General features: G+C 61.5%; 18 protein-coding genes. 8 read left to right on the top strand and 10 right to left on the bottom strand.

Annotated features, from left to right (window positions below; genetic code table 11):
• Positions 1–50 precede the first annotated feature (50 nt).
• From V5B39_RS14500 to nifH, 8 genes are all read right to left on the bottom strand, one after another.
• Positions 51–665, bottom strand: a complete 615-nt coding sequence (locus tag V5B39_RS14500) for a Uma2 family endonuclease (RefSeq protein ID WP_332343587.1) — start codon at positions 663–665, stop codon at positions 51–53.
• Positions 666–1148: 483 nt separating this feature from the next.
• Positions 1149–2123, bottom strand: a complete 975-nt coding sequence (locus V5B39_RS14495; RefSeq protein WP_332343586.1) for a hypothetical protein — start codon at positions 2121–2123, stop codon at positions 1149–1151.
• Positions 2124–2135: 12 nt separating this feature from the next.
• A complete protein-coding gene (locus tag V5B39_RS14490) occupies positions 2136–2861 on the bottom strand; it encodes a dinitrogenase iron-molybdenum cofactor biosynthesis protein (protein ID WP_332343585.1) in 726 nt (241 codons plus the stop codon).
• A gap of 17 nt (positions 2862–2878) precedes the next feature.
• On the bottom strand, positions 2879–3076 hold the full coding sequence (locus V5B39_RS14485) for a 4Fe-4S dicluster domain-containing protein (RefSeq protein WP_332343584.1): 198 nt from the start codon (positions 3074–3076) through the stop codon (positions 2879–2881).
• A 23-nt stretch (positions 3077–3099) separates the two neighbouring features.
• Positions 3100–3324: a putative nitrogen fixation protein NifT gene (gene nifT, locus V5B39_RS14480; protein ID WP_034952050.1), complete on the bottom strand. Its 225-nt coding sequence runs from the start codon at positions 3322–3324 to the stop codon at positions 3100–3102.
• A 63-nt stretch (positions 3325–3387) separates the two neighbouring features.
• Positions 3388–4956: a nitrogenase molybdenum-iron protein subunit beta gene (nifK, locus tag V5B39_RS14475; protein ID WP_332343583.1), complete on the bottom strand. Its 1569-nt coding sequence runs from the start codon at positions 4954–4956 to the stop codon at positions 3388–3390.
• Between the two features lie 63 nt (positions 4957–5019).
• Entirely contained in the window at positions 5020–6513 is a 1494-nt protein-coding gene (gene nifD / locus V5B39_RS14470; RefSeq protein WP_332343582.1) for a nitrogenase molybdenum-iron protein alpha chain, read from the bottom strand.
• 81 nt (positions 6514–6594) lie between these two features.
• Complete coding sequence (nifH, locus tag V5B39_RS14465) at positions 6595–7503, bottom strand: nitrogenase iron protein (protein ID WP_332343581.1); 909 nt, start codon at positions 7501–7503, stop codon at positions 6595–6597.
• Positions 7504–7681: 178 nt separating this feature from the next.
• On the opposite strand from nifH, the gene V5B39_RS14460 reads away from it, so the two are divergent.
• Positions 7682–8548, top strand: coding sequence for an NAD(+)--dinitrogen-reductase ADP-D-ribosyltransferase (locus tag V5B39_RS14460; RefSeq protein ID WP_332343580.1), 867 nt, complete (start codon positions 7682–7684; stop codon positions 8546–8548).
• Between the two features lie 441 nt (positions 8549–8989).
• Here the strand turns inward: V5B39_RS14460 and V5B39_RS14455 are convergent, their stop codons facing one another.
• Positions 8990–9238, bottom strand: a complete 249-nt coding sequence (locus tag V5B39_RS14455) for a hypothetical protein (protein ID WP_332343579.1) — start codon at positions 9236–9238, stop codon at positions 8990–8992.
• Between the two features lie 368 nt (positions 9239–9606).
• The gene (locus V5B39_RS14450; protein WP_332343578.1) at positions 9607–9948 is read right to left on the bottom strand and encodes a hypothetical protein; all 342 of its coding nucleotides are present in this window, start codon (positions 9946–9948) and stop codon (positions 9607–9609) included.
• A 546-nt stretch (positions 9949–10494) separates the two neighbouring features.
• Here V5B39_RS14450 and V5B39_RS14445 point away from each other — a divergent pair.
• The 7 genes from V5B39_RS14445 (at position 10495) to V5B39_RS14415 (ending at position 16089) form a co-directional block, all read left to right on the top strand.
• A complete protein-coding gene (locus tag V5B39_RS14445) occupies positions 10495–10935 on the top strand; it encodes a hypothetical protein (RefSeq protein WP_332343577.1) in 441 nt (146 codons plus the stop codon).
• Between the two features lie 72 nt (positions 10936–11007).
• The gene (locus tag V5B39_RS14440; RefSeq protein ID WP_332343576.1) at positions 11008–11331 is read left to right on the top strand and encodes a hypothetical protein; all 324 of its coding nucleotides are present in this window, start codon (positions 11008–11010) and stop codon (positions 11329–11331) included.
• A 282-nt stretch (positions 11332–11613) separates the two neighbouring features.
• Positions 11614–11985, top strand: a complete 372-nt coding sequence (locus V5B39_RS14435; protein WP_332343575.1) for a site-specific integrase — start codon at positions 11614–11616, stop codon at positions 11983–11985.
• The gene (locus tag V5B39_RS14430) at positions 11985–12461 is read left to right on the top strand and encodes a tyrosine-type recombinase/integrase (protein WP_332343574.1); all 477 of its coding nucleotides are present in this window, start codon (positions 11985–11987) and stop codon (positions 12459–12461) included. Before V5B39_RS14435 ends, V5B39_RS14430 begins: the two co-directional genes overlap by 1 nt.
• Positions 12462–12471: 10 nt before the next feature.
• Entirely contained in the window at positions 12472–13629 is a 1158-nt protein-coding gene (locus tag V5B39_RS14425) for an IS91 family transposase (protein ID WP_332343573.1), read from the top strand.
• Positions 13630–14258: 629 nt separating this feature from the next.
• Positions 14259–15185 carry a retron St85 family effector protein gene (locus tag V5B39_RS14420; RefSeq protein ID WP_332343572.1) on the top strand — a complete coding sequence of 309 codons (927 nt, stop codon included), beginning with the start codon at positions 14259–14261 and terminating at the stop codon, positions 15183–15185.
• The gene (locus V5B39_RS14415; RefSeq protein ID WP_332343571.1) at positions 15163–16089 is read left to right on the top strand and encodes a retron St85 family RNA-directed DNA polymerase; all 927 of its coding nucleotides are present in this window, start codon (positions 15163–15165) and stop codon (positions 16087–16089) included. Before V5B39_RS14420 ends, V5B39_RS14415 begins: the two co-directional genes overlap by 23 nt.
• The last annotated feature ends 165 nt before the right edge of the window (positions 16090–16254 follow it).

Below are 16254 nucleotides of genomic sequence, written 5' to 3'. Positions count from 1 at the left end.
TTCAGCGGACCCTGATCTCGAAGACCGGACACATGTTCCCCAAGTCATCGTCAAGCGTGCTGATCGACCGGCGCGGCGGAATGATCCTGTAGCTTGTCCAGAACCGCCTGCCAGCGAATGACGATTTCAGGGAAGATGGCCGGCGACCGTTCTCCAGCCATCTCGACGATTTCCGGGCCGCCGTAGAGGCCGTCCTTCAGTGTATAAAGGGTAATGACGCGGTCGACCGGGTGAACGAGCCAGTATTCTCGGACACCGGCGCGTTCATACAGGGCGCGCTTGGTCAGGTGGTCGTGGCGGGCGGTGTTCGGGGAGAGAACCTCGATGATCCAGTCCGGGGCGCCGCGGATATTGTTTTCGGTGACCTTGGCCGGGTCGCAGACCACCAGAATATCGGGTTGGACGACGGTCGTCGCCTGTTCGTCAGTCTCGTTCGCTGCCGGCAACAGGACGTCGACCGGAGCGATCAGGGTGCGGCAAGGGGTGCCATCCAGGGCTTGATCGATCTGTCGGAAAAGCTGACCAGCCAGGGTTTGGTGGCTGATCGTCGGTGCCGGCGCCATCGCGTAAGCGATGCCGTCGATCAGTTCCCAGCGCTCATCATCGGGCCACTGCCGGTAGTCGGCATAGGTACAGTGGCGTCCCCTGGCTCTCGGCAAGGCCATGGCTATTGACTCCGGCAGTGCAGACCTTCGAATTGTGCCTTGAGGTCTGCCCGCAAGGCAAGGGAGCGCCTTGTCCAACATGGTATGAGCCTGAACGAGGCCTGCATTTTCACCTCCAGCACACTGTCGCGTCAGCTTCGACAGGTCAAGCTGGTCACCCCCCTCCACGATGAATCACGCCAAGTGATCCTGGTTCAGCCAATCGTCCAGTGACGGCGGTGGCAGGTAGGCGATCTCACCACGTCGTACAAACAGTATCTTGTCTGCTTAATTCCCGATTCGGGGCCACACCAGGCTATACCGGCACGGGGAGTCGACCGCGTGCGTTTCAGTCATATTGTGCCAGATGGCCAGGCTGACATCACTCATCGAGAGTCAGGAACCCACTGAATTCATCGGAAGTGTTCAAGGGCAATGAACTGGAGTTGTCGTCCACGCTGTGCGGACAAGAACGGCCAGCCAGAGACCGGGTTGTTTGCTTAATCAGAAGGCGTAGGGTTGGCAAAGCCACTGCTTGACGACCTGTATGTCGCGACCCGGAAGGTAGTGGAAGCCTGCCACGACATCGTTGATCACGGCATTGGCCAGGGCGTAAGGTGCGCTGCGGACGGTCAGCATATGGAAGAACCAGGCCATCGGGAAGCCAACGGCCTTGTCGTAGCGGGCCATCGCCTGATGCAATGCCAGCCCCTGCATACCGAAGGTGGCGGCGAACTTGGGGGCCGCGCCGTTCAGCGCAGCCACCGGGTTGGCATGCAGCACGGCCTGCCGATAGCGGTCGAGATGCTCCCGAACGGCAATTACCCAGTGATTGGAAAACTGCGTCGCGGCGCCAGCGCTGCTGGCTTCCCAGGCTTCGACGAATCGATGGATCGGCTGCGCTTCGGGCTTCTGCACGCGCATGCGGGCGAGGAAGTCGGCCATCGGCGTCAGCCGGCGCAAGAGCAGGAAGGGCGTCCCGATCGGTTCGCCGGCAGCACAGCAGGGGAGGTGCGCGCCGCGCGGATCGATCAGCTCTTCGATTCCCGACGGCAAACCTTCTGCCGCGAACAGCGAATGACAAACGACCTCCTGCAGTTCCTCGATTTCGATCTGAACGAAGTCGGTGGCGCCGGCGCCCGTGGCGGCGACGAAATAATGCGTGCGACCGGTCAGGCGCGTCGCCCGTAGCCCCCGCCCGGCGTGGTCGTCGCAGAGCGCAGCCATGTCGTCGTCGTGCGCGGCCAGCTCCTGCTCGGCCCAGGTCTCGAGGTTGTCCGAAAGATGGGCGTTGTTCGCATCGACGACGCCGCCCAGGCGATACCAGCCGCCGCGCGACAGAACCTGGCGAAACGTCAGCTCGGGAGCCAGCGTCGCCAGTTCCCTGGCGAGCACCGCCGGCCCGGCGCTGGCAGGAACGCGTACGCAAAGTTCGGCGACCTGGCACGACAGATGCTGCCAATGTGAGTCGCTATTCATCGCCGGCAGCCATCATGCCTCCCCGGCGGCGAGAGTGGCGGCGAAAGGCGCGAGCGAGCCGGCTTCGACGCCCATGATGCGGGCCAGCCACGGCGGCGGATGGCGCAAGGCCTGCTGTAACTGGGCCAGCGCCTGCAGTGCTTCGCCGCCCGGGTCCCCGCGGTTGGCGACCTTGACCGGATGGACGCCGGCGCGCACGACCTTGGCCGTCGCCGGGCCGCCGATCGACTGTACGTAGACGATCTGGCAGTCATCGATCAGCGCCGCGCGTGCGACGTTGCGATCCTCGGCGTGGTCGGCGGCGAGCGTCGGTCGTACGTCGATCAGCCGCACTTCATCCGGCGACACCTGGTAGACCAGGAAGCGCTCGCAGGACCCGAAGTGGCCGTCGAGCCATTGCTCGCGGTTCGAGGCGCAGGCGACGCGGATCGAACTGGGCATGTCGCCTTCGGCGTAGCTTGCCACCGGCGGCAGATCGCGGTTGGCGATGCCTTCGCCCCAGAGCAGGCGAACCGCCTGCTTGAGCTGCTCGCGCGGAACCTCGCTCGCGACCACGTCGTCCCCCTGTAGCAGGAGTTGCAGGTCGGCCACCGTGACGGTGGCGAGTTTGGCCTCGGTCAGTGGCAACTCCAGTCGCTCGACCAGGGCCGAGACCAGTTCCCGGACCGGCAGACTGCCCAGTTCGCGGGCGGCGAGGGCAACGCGTAGCGCCGCTTCGCGGCTAATCGACTGTGCCATCAGAGCCTCCCCGGAAGTTAGAGGAAGACGATGCAGGATTCGCCTGCCGGACAGGCATCGAGGCACTGCGGCGAATCGGACTCGCCTTCGCATTCGGTGCAGGTGTCGACGTTGATTTTGTACATACCGGCCTTGCTGGTGATCGAGCTGGTCGGGCAGACCGGCTTGCAGTCGCCACAGGAGGTGCATTCGGCCTGGATGATTTTCATTGCCATGAGTTAATTCTCCGTTGCATGTCCTACTCGGCTGCATCCAGTCGCCTGGCGCGCAGCGAGATCGGGAAGCGTGCAGGCAGGGCCTGCGGTTCAATGTAGTAGATGCCGCCGTTGTTGAGCCGGATCTCGCCGCCCCACTTGTCGGCGCTGTCGTATTCCATCGAAACGATGGCGTCCTCCAGATCGCGTTTCGGCAGGTAGAACGAGTAGGCACCGACAGCCGTCTTGCGGACCATGATGTTGGCCATGGGACTTTCCTTGCAGTTGGCGACGGGAACGGCGAACGTTCCCGTCTGGCCGATTCAGCGCACTCAGCGCACCAGATCGAAGTTGTAGTCGGTGGTGGCCATGCCCATCGTTTCGGCGTCCAGATGTTCGAGCACCGCATTGACCAGGGTGGTGACCACCTGCATTGCGCCCTCGTAGCCGAGCGTCGTCTGGCGATGCAGATGGTGACGGTCGAACAGCGGGAAACCGATGCGGATCAGCGGCACCTCGAAGTCCTTGCCCTTGTGCAGGGTGTCACGCTGGATGAACTTGCCGTAGCTGTTGCCGATCAGGAAATCCGGCTTGTCGGTAAAGCACAAAGACCGCAGGTGCCAGAGGTCGAGACCGGTGTAGGCCTTGGCGCTGCCGCCAAAGGGGCTTTCGGCGATCATCTTCTCCATCGCCTTCAGCCAGCGCTTGCTGCCGTTGTGACTGAGCACATGTGTCGGCTCGGCGCCGCACTCGAAGAGAATCTTGACCATTCCCATGACAAAATCGGGATCGCCGTAGAGGGCGAACTTCTTGCCGTGCAGCCAGGCGTGCGAATCGGACATCATGTCGACCAGGCGCCCACGCTCCCTGGCCAGCGATTCCGGAATCGGCTTGCCGGTCAGTTCCGAGACCTTCATCAGCAACTCGTCTGTCCAGTCGACGCCCATCGGGATGTTGAGCCTGGGCACATCATGGTTCCAGGTGTTCTCGACCAGTTTTTTCGTCTTGTCGAGCTGGTAGGGCTGCAGCAGCAAGGTGCTGATCGCGTTCGGCGCATCCTTGATTTCGTCCTGCGTCGTACCGCCGGCGTACATCCTGAACTCGCCGTCGGCGGGCGTGTCGAGGACCTCGGTCGGGTCCGAGAGCAGTGTCGCCTCGACGCCCATTTCCGCCATCATCCGCTTGACGACCCGGAAATTGCCCAGGTAGGTCTCGAAGCCGGGAACGAAGTTGAGCTTGCCGTTCTTGCCCGGCGCCTTGTCGGCCATGTGGTTCAGGGTGAAGGAGCGCATGATGCCCTCGAACATGTTGTCCCAGCCGGTGACGTGCGAACCGACGAAGGACGGCGTGTGCGCAAAGGGCACCGGGAACTCGTCCGGCACGTGCCCTTCCTTCTTGGCGTTGTTGATGAAGGCATTCAGGTCGTCGCCGATCACCTCGGCCATGCAGGTCGTCGATACCGCGATCATTTCCGGCTTGTAGATCGCGCGCGCGTTCTCGAGACCGTCGAACATGTTCTTCTGGCCGCCGAATACCGCGGCGTCTTCGGTCATCGAATCCGAGACGCAGCAGATCGGCTCCTTGAAGTGGCGATTGAAATAGGTGCGGAAATACGAGACACAGCCTTGCGAGCCATGCACGTAGGGCAGCGTCTTTTCGAAACCCAGCGCACAGAGAACGGCACCGAGCGGCTGGCAGGCTTTGGCGGGATCGACGGTCAGCGCCTCGCGCTTGAAATTGAGATCCTGGTATTCCTGGGTCGTCGTCCAGAGGAAGACCTCCTGCACCTTCTCCGGCGAGTGGCGCTCTTCGAACCGTTCCTGCTTGTGCTTCAGCGACGCCTGGTAGTCGTCGTCGCCAAAGAGCGGGTAGCAGGGCTTGATGTCATCTACAGCTTGCATCTTCATCTCCTTTGCCCGCGCCACCCATTTGTGGACGCGGACACAAGTTCAGGGAAACCTCTTTCAGGCGACTTTCTTCAGCGCGCCGTCTTCGGCCGGATCGAGGGCTGTCGGCTGCTTCTTCCACGGCGGCGTCTGCTTGCTCCAGCAGGGGTTGGAAATCGCCATGTCCATGTCGCGGGCGAAGATGGCAAAGCCGTCGTAACCGTGGTACGGACCCGAGTAGTCCCACGAGTGCATCTGGCGCAACGGGATGCCCATCTTCTGGAAGACGTATTTTTCCTTGATGCCGGAACCGACCAGGTCGGGCTTCATGCGCTTGATGAACTCCTCCAGTTCGAAGCCGGTGGCGTCGTCGTAGAGCAGCGTGGCATTGCCCATTTCCTTGATCGTGCGGTCGTAATCGTCGTTGTGCGCGAACTCGTAGCCGGTGCCGATGACCTGCATGCCGAGATCCTCGTAAGCGCCGATGACATGCCGCGGGCGCAGGCCGCCGACGTAGAGCATGACCGTCTTGCCCTGCAGGCGCGGCTTGTACTTGGCGATCACCGCCTCCATCATCGGCTGGTACCTGGCGATCACGCGCTCGGCGCCTTCCTTGATGTGGTCGTCGAACTGCGCGGCGATCGCACGCAGCGACTCGGCAATCTTGGTCGGGCCGAAGAAGTTGTATTCCAGCCAGGGAATGCCGTACTTTTCCTCCATGTGACGGCTGATGTAGTTCATCGAGCGGTAGCAGTGCAGAAGGTTGAGCTTGACCTTCGGCGTCTTTTCGATTTCCGCCAGGGTGCCGTCGCCGGACCACTGCGAGACCACCCGCAGTCCCATTTCCTCGAGCAGGATGCGTGACGCCCAGGCATCGCCGCCGATGTTGTAATCGCCAATGATCGAAACGTCGTAGGGCGTGGCTGCGAAGGCCTGACCGTCGCGCTTGTCGAGAACCCAGTCGCGGATCGAATCGTTGGCGATGTGGTGCCCGAGCGACTGCGAAACGCCGCGGAAGCCTTCGCAGCGCACCGGCACGATCGGCTTGTCCATTTCCTTGCCGGCTTTTTTGGCGACCGCTTCGATGTCATCGCCGATCAGCCCGATCGGACACTCGGATTGCACGGAAATCCCCTTGTGCAGCGGAAACAGCATCCCGATCTCGGCGATCAGCTTGGCCAGTTTCTTGTCGCCGCCGAAGACGATGTCCTTTTCCTGGAAATCCGAGGTGAAGTTCATCGTGCCGAATGTGTCCACGCCGGTCGTGCCGACGTAATAGTTGCGGCGACCGGCGCGCGAATACTGGCCGCAACCGATCGGGCCGTGCGAGACATGGATCATGTCCTTGATCGGACCCCACACCACGCCCTTGGAACCGGCGTAGGCACAGCCGCGGACGGTCATCACGCCGGGCAGCGACTTGCGGTTGGAAGTGATGCACTTCTTCGATTGTTCGACCGACTGGTCGTTGACCGCCAGGTGCTTGGCGCGGTCCTTCCTGGCCTTCTCGGGATACACCTCGAGCACTTCCTGAATCAGGGCCTCGGTTTCTTCACGTGTCAATTCAGACATCCTGCTTCTCCTTTTGGGATGCCGGCACGCATGTGCGCGCGGCAGCCGCGGGTTGAGACGATAGGGCGCATTCCAGGCCACTCAGGCAGCGGCGAGCGCTTCGGCTTGTTCGGCCGCGATTTGGGCGGCGGTCTTGCCGATAATCGACTCGTCGTCGGCTTCCATGATGCCGAACTCCATCAACAGTGCTTCGAGTTCGTCCATGGTCACCGGCGTTGGGATCACGAAGTTCTTGTTGTCGACGATCTTCCTTGCCAGGGTGCGGTACTCGTCGGCCTGTGCCGCCGTCGGGTCATACTCGATCACCGTCATGCGTCGGATCTCGGCGTGCTGGACGATGTTGTGACGAGGGATGAAATGGATCATCTGGGTGCCCAGCTTGGCCGCCAGCGCCATGATCAGCTCGTCCTCGCGGTCGGTGTTGCGGCTGTTGCAGATCAGCCCGGCGAGGCGCACGCCGCCGGAGTTGGCGTACTTGACGATGCCCTTGGCGATATTGTTGGCAGCGTACATCGCCATCATCTCGCCCGAGCAGACGATGTAGATTTCCTGCGCCTTGTTCTCGCGGATCGGCATCGCGAAGCCACCGCAGACGACATCGCCGAGCACGTCATAAAAGACGAATTCGAGGTCCTCGTCGTAGGCGCCTTCTTCTTCGAGGAAGTTGATGGCGGTGATCACGCCGCGACCGGCACAGCCGACGCCGGGTTCCGGGCCGCCGGATTCGACGCACTTGATGCCGCCGTAACCGACCGACATCACATCTTCGAGTTCGAGGTCCTCGACCGAGCCGGCCTCAGCGGCCAGACCCATCACCGAGTTCTGCGCCTTGCTGTGCAGGATCAGGCGTGTCGAATCGGCCTTCGGGTCGCAGCCGACGATCATCACCTTCTTGCCGATTTCCGCCAAAGCGGCGACGAGGTTCTGGGTGGTGGTAGACTTGCCGATACCGCCCTTGCCGTAGATGGCGGCCTGACGAAGTTTTGCCATGATGCAATCTCCTGGTTGAAGTCCTGCGTTGAAGTCATCTGAAGCAAGGAAAGAATCCTGCGCTCCTGACAGGGCTTATGCACAGACCGTGCCAGTTCCGGCTGAAAACGCTGAAACCCTGACGTGGCAAGCCTTTCACCGATTCCCCACCGATTCCGGCAAGGCCGACGAAACGCCGATGTCCGACATTCCTGCAGATGTTTGTCGCGCTCCCGACAAGGCCAGCGAGTGCCTGCCGACGCTGCCCCGCCTTGCCCGCCTGCCGATCAACCGCTGCAACCTGCCGGCCGACATCCTCGGTGGCCTGACCTACCAGCGACATCCGACGCCCTTGCAGATCGACGGCGTGGCCCATCTGCACAAGCCCTTGTGGACCCTGCTGGACGACATTCCCGGCGCCGGCGAGCGAGCCGAGCGTTTCGCGGTTTACATGGAGAACCACTTTCGCCTGCGGCACCCCGAGGATGCCGGCTTCGTCAAGGGCCAGTCCGGCGCGCGCGCCAAGGCCAGTTACCTGCGCGTCGTGCGCGGCTGGGCGTTCGACAGCGAGAGCCGGGAGGCGGCGGTGTTGAAGGGCTGGGTCGAGTCGCGCTTCGGGCTCACTCCCCGCCACCATGGCGAACCGCTGCGCGAGCCCGGCAGCACCGCCTGGCAGCGCTATGTGGAAATCCGCGCGCAGGGACTACGCGGTACCAATGCCCTGGAGGTCCAACTCGACCTGCTCTACGCCTACACCCAGTACGAACTGGCCCGGCAGTTTCCGCAGCGCACGCACTTGCGGCTGTATCGGGGCGTGAACCGTCTCGCCGAACACGAAACGGTGCAGGACAGCAGGCCGGGGGAGAAGGTGCTGCTGCTCAACAACATCAATTCCTTCTCCCGCTCGCGCGAGCGCGCCGGAGAATTCGGTGACGACCTGCTGGCCGTCGATGTACCCTTGCCGAAACTGGCCTTCTTTAGCCGCCTGCTGCCGGGCATGCTGCGCGGCGAGGACGAGTACGTAGTGATCGGCGGGCTGTATCGGGTGCGGCTGGCACGCTTCTAGGCGGGCCGCTTGCCCGCGGCTCAGACGGTGCGGGGAGTGGCTTCGAGCGAAGCCCATTCGTCGGGGCCGCAAAGAGCTTCCATCACGGCAGCCGTGCGGGGCTATCTTCCTCAAGCAACTCACGACGGGTAGCTTCGTTGGCGGCAAGATTGGCGTCGAACGGGAATACTTGCCCGAAATCCGCTGGGCTGTCGGTTGGACGTCGGCCAATGGTGCGGAGTAGCAAACGATGAACACGACACGACGGATTCGGTTCGGATCTATCTATAATGCTTCATCCGGATGCCGTCGCGAAGCTGATCGAGCAGTTTGAGATCCGAAGGTGTGTTTCGCACGCCGCCAGGCGTGCTTATTTTGTAATATGTTGATAAATCAACATATTACAAAGCATTATCCATAGCACACGCCTTTTTGTGTGCTTTTATACACCTTTCTAGGTGTCTACTTCACGTTCGGCGTCAATACTGCACGGTCGCGCCATGCCGCCCACAGTTGTCGAATATGCATCGCGTGCGGGCAGATGTAGTTGCCGTGTTCTGCCGTGCCTCGATAGGTCGCGCCGTCCCATATCGCTGTCAGCGCCCAGCAATGGCCACGCATCCATGCCTCAAAGGCGAGGCGTTCCGCTTCCACAACTGGCCCGCCCTTCGCGCCCATCGCGTAGGCTGCTTCAATGCTCGGTGATTCCATTTACGTCCTCCGTAATTTGCCGCCGAACCCATCGTTCAACCGGACGCGCCGCGATAAAGCCGCGTCGCTCCGGTTATCTCAGGCGTTAGCGCCCATGTGCAGCGCCTTCGCTGTCAGCTCCCGAACGTGCCGAGCATCCAGCGCTCCCGGCACTCCTGCCCATGTGTGAATCACCCGCAGTGCAGAGCGCATTTCTTCGGCATGCCGCAGCGCGTCGAAAATGTCCGCGTGCCCAAGCTCTGCGAGCATCCTTTGTGTTCGTGCTACCCGTATCGCTGGTCGGTTACTCATCATCTCGTCCTTTGGTCGCTAACCCGGCAGTCCAGCGGACGCCGTACCGGCGCCGCTGACTTTTGCGTTAGGTGCCTTCATGCGAACCCTTGGTTCCGCTCAATCAGCGCCCACTCGCCGGCCGCGTGCCGCTGGTAGGTGCGTCCCGACAGCGGGCCATCCATCACAATTCGCCAGTCATGGTCAGGATTTGCCGCCGCCATTTCTTCGGCTTTCGCGCCGGTCATGTATTCGTCGTCGCTCTCGGGTTCGTTCGGTTCAGTCCAAACCGGTTCGCCGTCTCTGTGCAATCCGGCGTAGCCAAAGCCAACCCCAATCACTCCGTCCGGCGGGAAGAAGCTCGGGCGCGGCCCGCAGTTCAGGCAGCCGCTGAGCTTTCCTTCAATTGCTGGTTCTTTCTTCCAAGTCGTTGCGTTCATGTCTTTCTCCGTTAAAAGTTCCCGCCTAAATCGGCGGTCAAGTGGGACGCCTGCCGGCGATGAAGCCGCCGTCAGCCGCCCCTTACCTCTGCGTTAGAGCGATATGAGCTGGCACGGCCAAAAACCGATAAAGGACTACATCCCAGCGTTCTTGCACACTGCTGCAGGCGCATTTATTTTCGTCTTACTCTTCGTCGACCGAAGGCCATTTTCCGGCAGCACATTCTTCCTTGCAGCTTACGTTGGCGGAGCGGCCGGTCTTCTCGTTTACCTGTTGAGAACTAAAGAGCCCACGGAAACATTTCCGCCTTCGGCAATCTTCGGCGTGCTGCTAATGACGCTCCCGTTGTTGCCTGCGTGGGGCCTTGGGGGGTTCACGGCACTCCTGTGCAAATGACATCCGCCTGCCAACGTCACCTTATGTCTCCTTGCTCAACTGCCTCCCGCTCTAACCCTACGGTCGAGGCGCGGCTACGCCGCTGGGACGCCGTGCCGGCGGGGCCGGCCCGTCGCCCCTCACCTTCACGTTAGGGCCATCAGATCACCATGGTGCAATCCCGGCAGCCTGAGCACTGGCGTGAGGCTGAGCGCATGTGGTACAGCGAGCGCCGCGACGACGCCCGGCGCCTATTCGAATCTACTGTGAGCGACGCAACCCTCGCAGCGGGCGATCGCGCCTTCTACTTGTCACAGTGGGCGTACTTTGAAGCAACCATAGGTGAGCGCGAGCGCTTCGAGTCGCTATATCTGCGCGCCTTCGCACTAGAACCAAATGCTCCACTGCTGCGTCTAGGCTTTGCCAGAACACTATGGACCGAAATCAAAGACGCCACTGCATGCGCTCAGGCAATTGTTGACCTAGAAGCGCTACTTGCCTCCGATCGGTGGGATCGCGAGAATGACCTCTCATTGCTCGCCTATGAACAGAAGATTGCCACCTTACGTGCTTGGTTGCGTGGTGAGCCCGGTGGTCCACTATGGCCCTAACCCTTCGCTGCACCTGACGTGCGCCAGCCTACGGCTGTCGCACGCAGGTGAGCTCAAACGTTAGAGGTTCGTATGCCATTCAACGAAACGCCTGTAGAAATCCGTAGTCGAGATTACTGGTTCAAGATTGTTGAGTTCCTCCAGCAGAACTGGGCACTGATTGACGAAACCCCTGACGGCTGCACAGTGTTTTTCTTTGGTGACACTTCTGGCGTCTTCGACAAGCTCACTTTTCCATCGGTCGCCGAAGCAGAACAAGCATTGCGTAGAAATGGCTTTGGGCGTTTCGCCGATGACGCAAAGGCGCATGAGTTCATTGCCATTCCACAACCGCCGTTTCATGAGCGCCCCCATCCAAATGGCCCAATCTATTCTTCCGGGAGGTTCTGGCGTTGAGTGCCTTATGCAACGCCACCTCTAACACTTCGGTCGAGAGGGACGCTCCGCCAGCAAGCTTCGCTTGCTGTCTCCGCGCCCCTCACCTTCGACGTTGAACTAAAGCGCTGCGCGCTGGTATCGGCATCCCAGCGCAGTTGTCTTTTTCTCTGTCGCTCCTTGCACTCGTTCTCGCCTTCACCCTGACCGCTTGAGGTCTCGACGCCTCGCTTCCCAACTCGCTCGCAAATCCTCGATCCTCCTCGCTGCGGGGGCGTCCCCGCAGCAATCAAGGAGAGGATCATGAGTGAACTGCGTGAACGAATGAGCAACGCCATGTGCCTGCGGGGAATGGCGGCACGGACCCAGGAAGCCTACATCGGTGCGCTGGTCGGGCTAGCAAAGCATTACCACCGGTCGCCGGCGGATCTGCGTGTCGAGGAAGTCCAGGCCTACCTGCTGCCCCTGATTCGCGACAAGAAGCTCGCCTACGCGAGCGTCAATCCAGCCTCGTGCGCCTTCCGCTTCCTCTATCGGCGGGTGCTCGGGCGCCCGGAAGCGGGCTTCGACCTTCCGATGGCCAAGGTACCCCAGCGCCTGCCGCAGATCCTCTCGCGCGAAGAAGTCGCGCGCCTGATCGACTCGGCGAGAACCCTGCGCGGGCGAACCTATTGATGACCCCCTACGCCGCCGGCTTGCGGGTCTCGGAAGTCTGCGCCCTGCAGGTGGGGGACATCGAGAGCGCCGCCGATCGCAGGTGCCTCAAAGTCCGCCAGGGCAAAGGCGGCAAGGATCGCTATACGCTGCTGTCGCCACGTCTGCTCGCGGCCCTGCGGACCTACTGGCGCGATACCCGGCCGAATCTGTGGTTGTTCCCGAACCGGTCGGGCACGGGTCCGATGGAAATCCAGACCGCGCAGCGGATCTACGACGCGGCGCGTAACGCGGCGGGCATCGCTCCTGAAGGCGGCATCCACGGTCTTCGACACGCCTTCGCCACGCCCCTGCTCGAAGTCGGCGTCGATCTCTACCGCATCGGCCGACTCCTCGGCCATGGTCATCTGTCGATGACCTCGCGCTATCTGCATCTGGCGCGCTCCTCACTGACCGGCAACACGTCGCCCCTGGAACTGCTCGACCCGCCCAGTTGAGCCACCGCCAGTGACCCTGGCCGAGGTCTTCCGCCGGCACGGGCCGGCGTACCTCGCCAAGTACCTCTTGTCGTCCGTCAAGGCCAAGGTCTGGCGGGCGATCGTCGCCTGTCGTACCGCCGTTCTCGGCGGCCACGTCGAGACCTGTGACGGCTGCGGGGTGACGCGCCACGTGGATCACTCGTGCCGCAACCGCCACTGCCCACAGTGCCAGACCCGAGCCAAGGAGCACTGGCTGGCGAAACGGCGCCAGGAGCTGTTACCGGTGCCGTATTTCCATCGGGTGTTCACGCTGCCGCATGCGCTGCACGCGCTGATCGGCCAGCGCCCGCGGGGGATCTACGAGATGCTCTTCGGCACGGCATCGGCCACCCTCACCGAGTTCGGCGCCAATCCGCGCTGGCTGGGCGGGACGCTGGCGTTCTCGCGGGTCCTGCACACCTGGAAGCAGGACCTCGGGCGGCATGTGCCTGTGCACGCCCTGGTCGCCGGCGGAGCGTTGACGTCCGAGGGCGAATGGAAGTCGCCCAAGCGCGGCTTCCTGTTTCCGGTTCAGGCGCTGTCGCGGGTCTTTCGCGGTAAGTTCATCGCGGCGCTGAGTGAAGCCCGCGGCTCGGGGCGGCCGCTGGTGGCAGATCTGGCCGACGAGAAGGTCTGGCGGGCCCTGCGCCAGCAGTGGCTGGCGCACGACTGGGTGGTCTACGCGAAACAGCCGCTCGGCGGCCCGGAGCAGGTCCTCCAATACCTGGGTCGCTACACGCATCGGGTGGCGATCTCGAACGAGCGTCTGGTCGGGATGGACGAGACGACCGTTCGTTTCCGCGTGCGCGCCACGCCGGGCAAACGCGTGCTCAGCGTGCCGGCGGAGGAATTCATCGACCGCTTCCTGCTGCACGTCTTGCCGAGCGGCTTCAAGCGGATTCGGCACTACGGCCTGCTGGCTCCGGCGGCGAAGGCGACACAGCTATCCCGGGCACGGCAGGCCTTGTCGGTACCGGAACCCGATCCGGTGATCACGGCGACGGTGGAGGACTTCCTGCAGCGTATCGCCGGCGCCGAGTGGGCGCGCTGCACGCATTGCCATGAGGGCCGCTTCGTTCCGACGGCGGCGATTCCGCCCCAGCGTCAGGCGACGCCGCCGAGCGCCTCCGTTCGCGGACCGCCATGAGCACGGCTGAACAGGGGCGCGGAGCCTCGGGGGTGACGCGGGGTGACGTTTGGCGGTTAAGGCCGCCAGGAGTGGACGCGTCGGCGAGGGGTCGAAGTCACGGCTCTGATCCGGGTTTACGGCAACCCAACGGCCCGCTTGACTCCGGTGATGCTCCCGCGACGATCCGAAAGGCCCTCGTGAACCCCGCGCCAGCGCGTCCGAACCCTATCCGCGCTTTGACCCAAGCCGCGGGACGCTTACAATCCCCATCAGTATCGCCGTCGAGGCGCTTCAGTCCAACGAGGTTTATCTGCCGCGGATGCGCCAGAGCTTGGACCCGGTGCTTTCGGCGCGGCAGATAAACGCTATTCGTTCGGCCTCAGATTCCGACCCTCATGCACGCGAGCCGCGCATAGCGGGAGATGCGCCTTGACGGCACGACATCCCTTGACTAGTATCTTGACGTTCTTACGCGCTTCTACGTTCAGGGTTACGTAGAAAATGTCGGGCGGTTCGCCAGACTCGTATTGATTGAGTGCATTTACCGCTGCGAAACCGGCTTCGGGTTTTCCTGCGGGCACTCGGAAAACCCGAAGCCGGTTTCGCAGCGCATTTCTGGTAAGAACAGGGCTTGAGAACGAGAATCAATGAGGGATGTTCTTCTTTCGAAGCTTGATCTATCAGCCTCCCGCTTGAAGCCCTACTCGGGCTTCATTTTTTTGTGCGGAGGCCCGACTGATGTGCGGTCGCCGAAGCCGATCTCCGTGCGTGACGCAGTACACCGAGAGCTCGTAAAGCATCCCGATATCGATGGTCGAATCCGCGTAGCCGAAGACTACAAAGACTGGTCACACGAGGCCATTTACAGGGACCTAGTCTCGTTTGAAAGGCACCTTGCCGAGTTGTCTTCTGTCATTGTTCTCATTCTCGAGAGCCCAGGCTCCATCGCCGAACTGGGCCTCTTCACAGCAATCGACGAGTTCAAAAAGAAGCTTCTGGTATTTGTCGAAACGGAACACTACAAGAGCTCGTCATTCATTAAGCTCGGGCCAATTGACTATCTGGAAAAGGTCCACGCGAACACGGCGGAGTGCCATCGCTGGACCCGAGGGGCCGGCCGGCTAGCCGTATTCGATCCAACAGCAGCGGAGGAACTCCAGCCGGAGCTTGCACAGGCCGTTCGTGCACGAGCATCGAGCCCAACCCCAGAACGCCCGTTCGATCCGAGTCGCTGGTTGGACGGCGCGCTTTTGGTCTGCGATCTCCTCGGGCTCTGCTCTGCTTTAACGCTTCGCGAGTTGCGGCAACTGCTCGGTGACTTAGGTTGCTCTCGGACTGAGAGCGAAGTGAAGCAGCTGGTCTTTTTGTTGCAGAGCCTGGGGCTCATCGCAATGGAACCGAAGGGCGATCAACGCTTCTATGTCGGCATTGAGGATCGCCAGCATCTGCAGTTCGCGCTGAAGGACAGACACTTCGATGCCATGCGCTTCCGGGCAGACCTACTAGCCTTCTACGAGCGCGAGGACAAGAAGCGGTTCCGAGTCATCAGAGATGTCCGGGGGCGAGGTGTTTAGTCAAGCCGACCTCTTGCGCCGCATGTCAAGCGAGTTAGCGATGCTTCCATCGCACCTCGCAAGAATCATCCAAACGGCACCGCTTCGCTACAAGCTCTTTGAGATCCCGAAGAAGTCAGGCGGCATGCGTGAGGTTGCGCAGCCGGCACGGGAGGTCAAGGCAATTCAACGTTGGATCATCAGGGAAATTGGTCCGTCACTGCCCGTCCACACATGCGCGATGGCATACCGCGATGGACTCTCGATTCTCCAAAACGCTGAAGCTCACGCCGCAAGTCGCTTCATGCTCAAGCTGGACTTCACGAACTTCTTCCCCTCAATTCTTCGGTCTGATCTAGAACTCCACCTCGAGCGACACTGCTCCGGGACACTTGATGCTGGCGCGCGTAAGTTGGTGGCACACGTTAGCTGCTGGGCACGACGCCGACAGCCGCCTCTCAGGCTTTGCATTGGAGCCCCAAGTTCACCGCTCATGTCAAACAGCATTTTATTTGAGTTCGACAGTCGTATAGCTGATGTCTGCGCGCAGGAAGATGTTGTCTATACGCGATATGCGGATGACATTACAATCTCGTCAAGAGATCGCGGCAAGATCGATCGTTATGAGGAGATCGTAAGGTCTGTCATTAAGAACCTTCAGTATCCACATTTAACCCTCAACGAGACGAAGACGGTACGCGCATCTCGCGCAGGTAAACGTGTCGTTACTGGGCTAGTGCTGACTCCCGAAGGGCAAGTCTCATTAGGAAGGGACAGAAAGCGGCTGATTCGCGCCATGTATCACCGCAGCCTAAGCCAACAGCTTTCACCCAAGGAAGCACAGGAGCTGTCTGGTCTCCTCGCATTCGCGGACAGTATTGAACCAGGGTTCTCGGCCAAGCTCTTTCGAACCGTAGGGCAGTAAGGGCGCCCAACTGCATCTTCGCCGCACCACGCTGAGGCCTAACGAATAAGGATAGATCGTGCGAAGCCACGATCTGATCCGTTTGTTGGACGAGCCCGGGCCGGAGCGGTGGGCGCGCCCTCTGCAAATAGCTTTTTTGGATTTACCCCAAAGGCATGAACGCCG

Origin of the sequence: Accumulibacter sp., from assembly GCF_036625275.1 — a bacterium.
Classification (GTDB): domain Bacteria; phylum Pseudomonadota; class Gammaproteobacteria; order Burkholderiales; family Rhodocyclaceae; genus Accumulibacter.
This window is presented reverse-complemented; position numbering and strand designations above follow the sequence as displayed.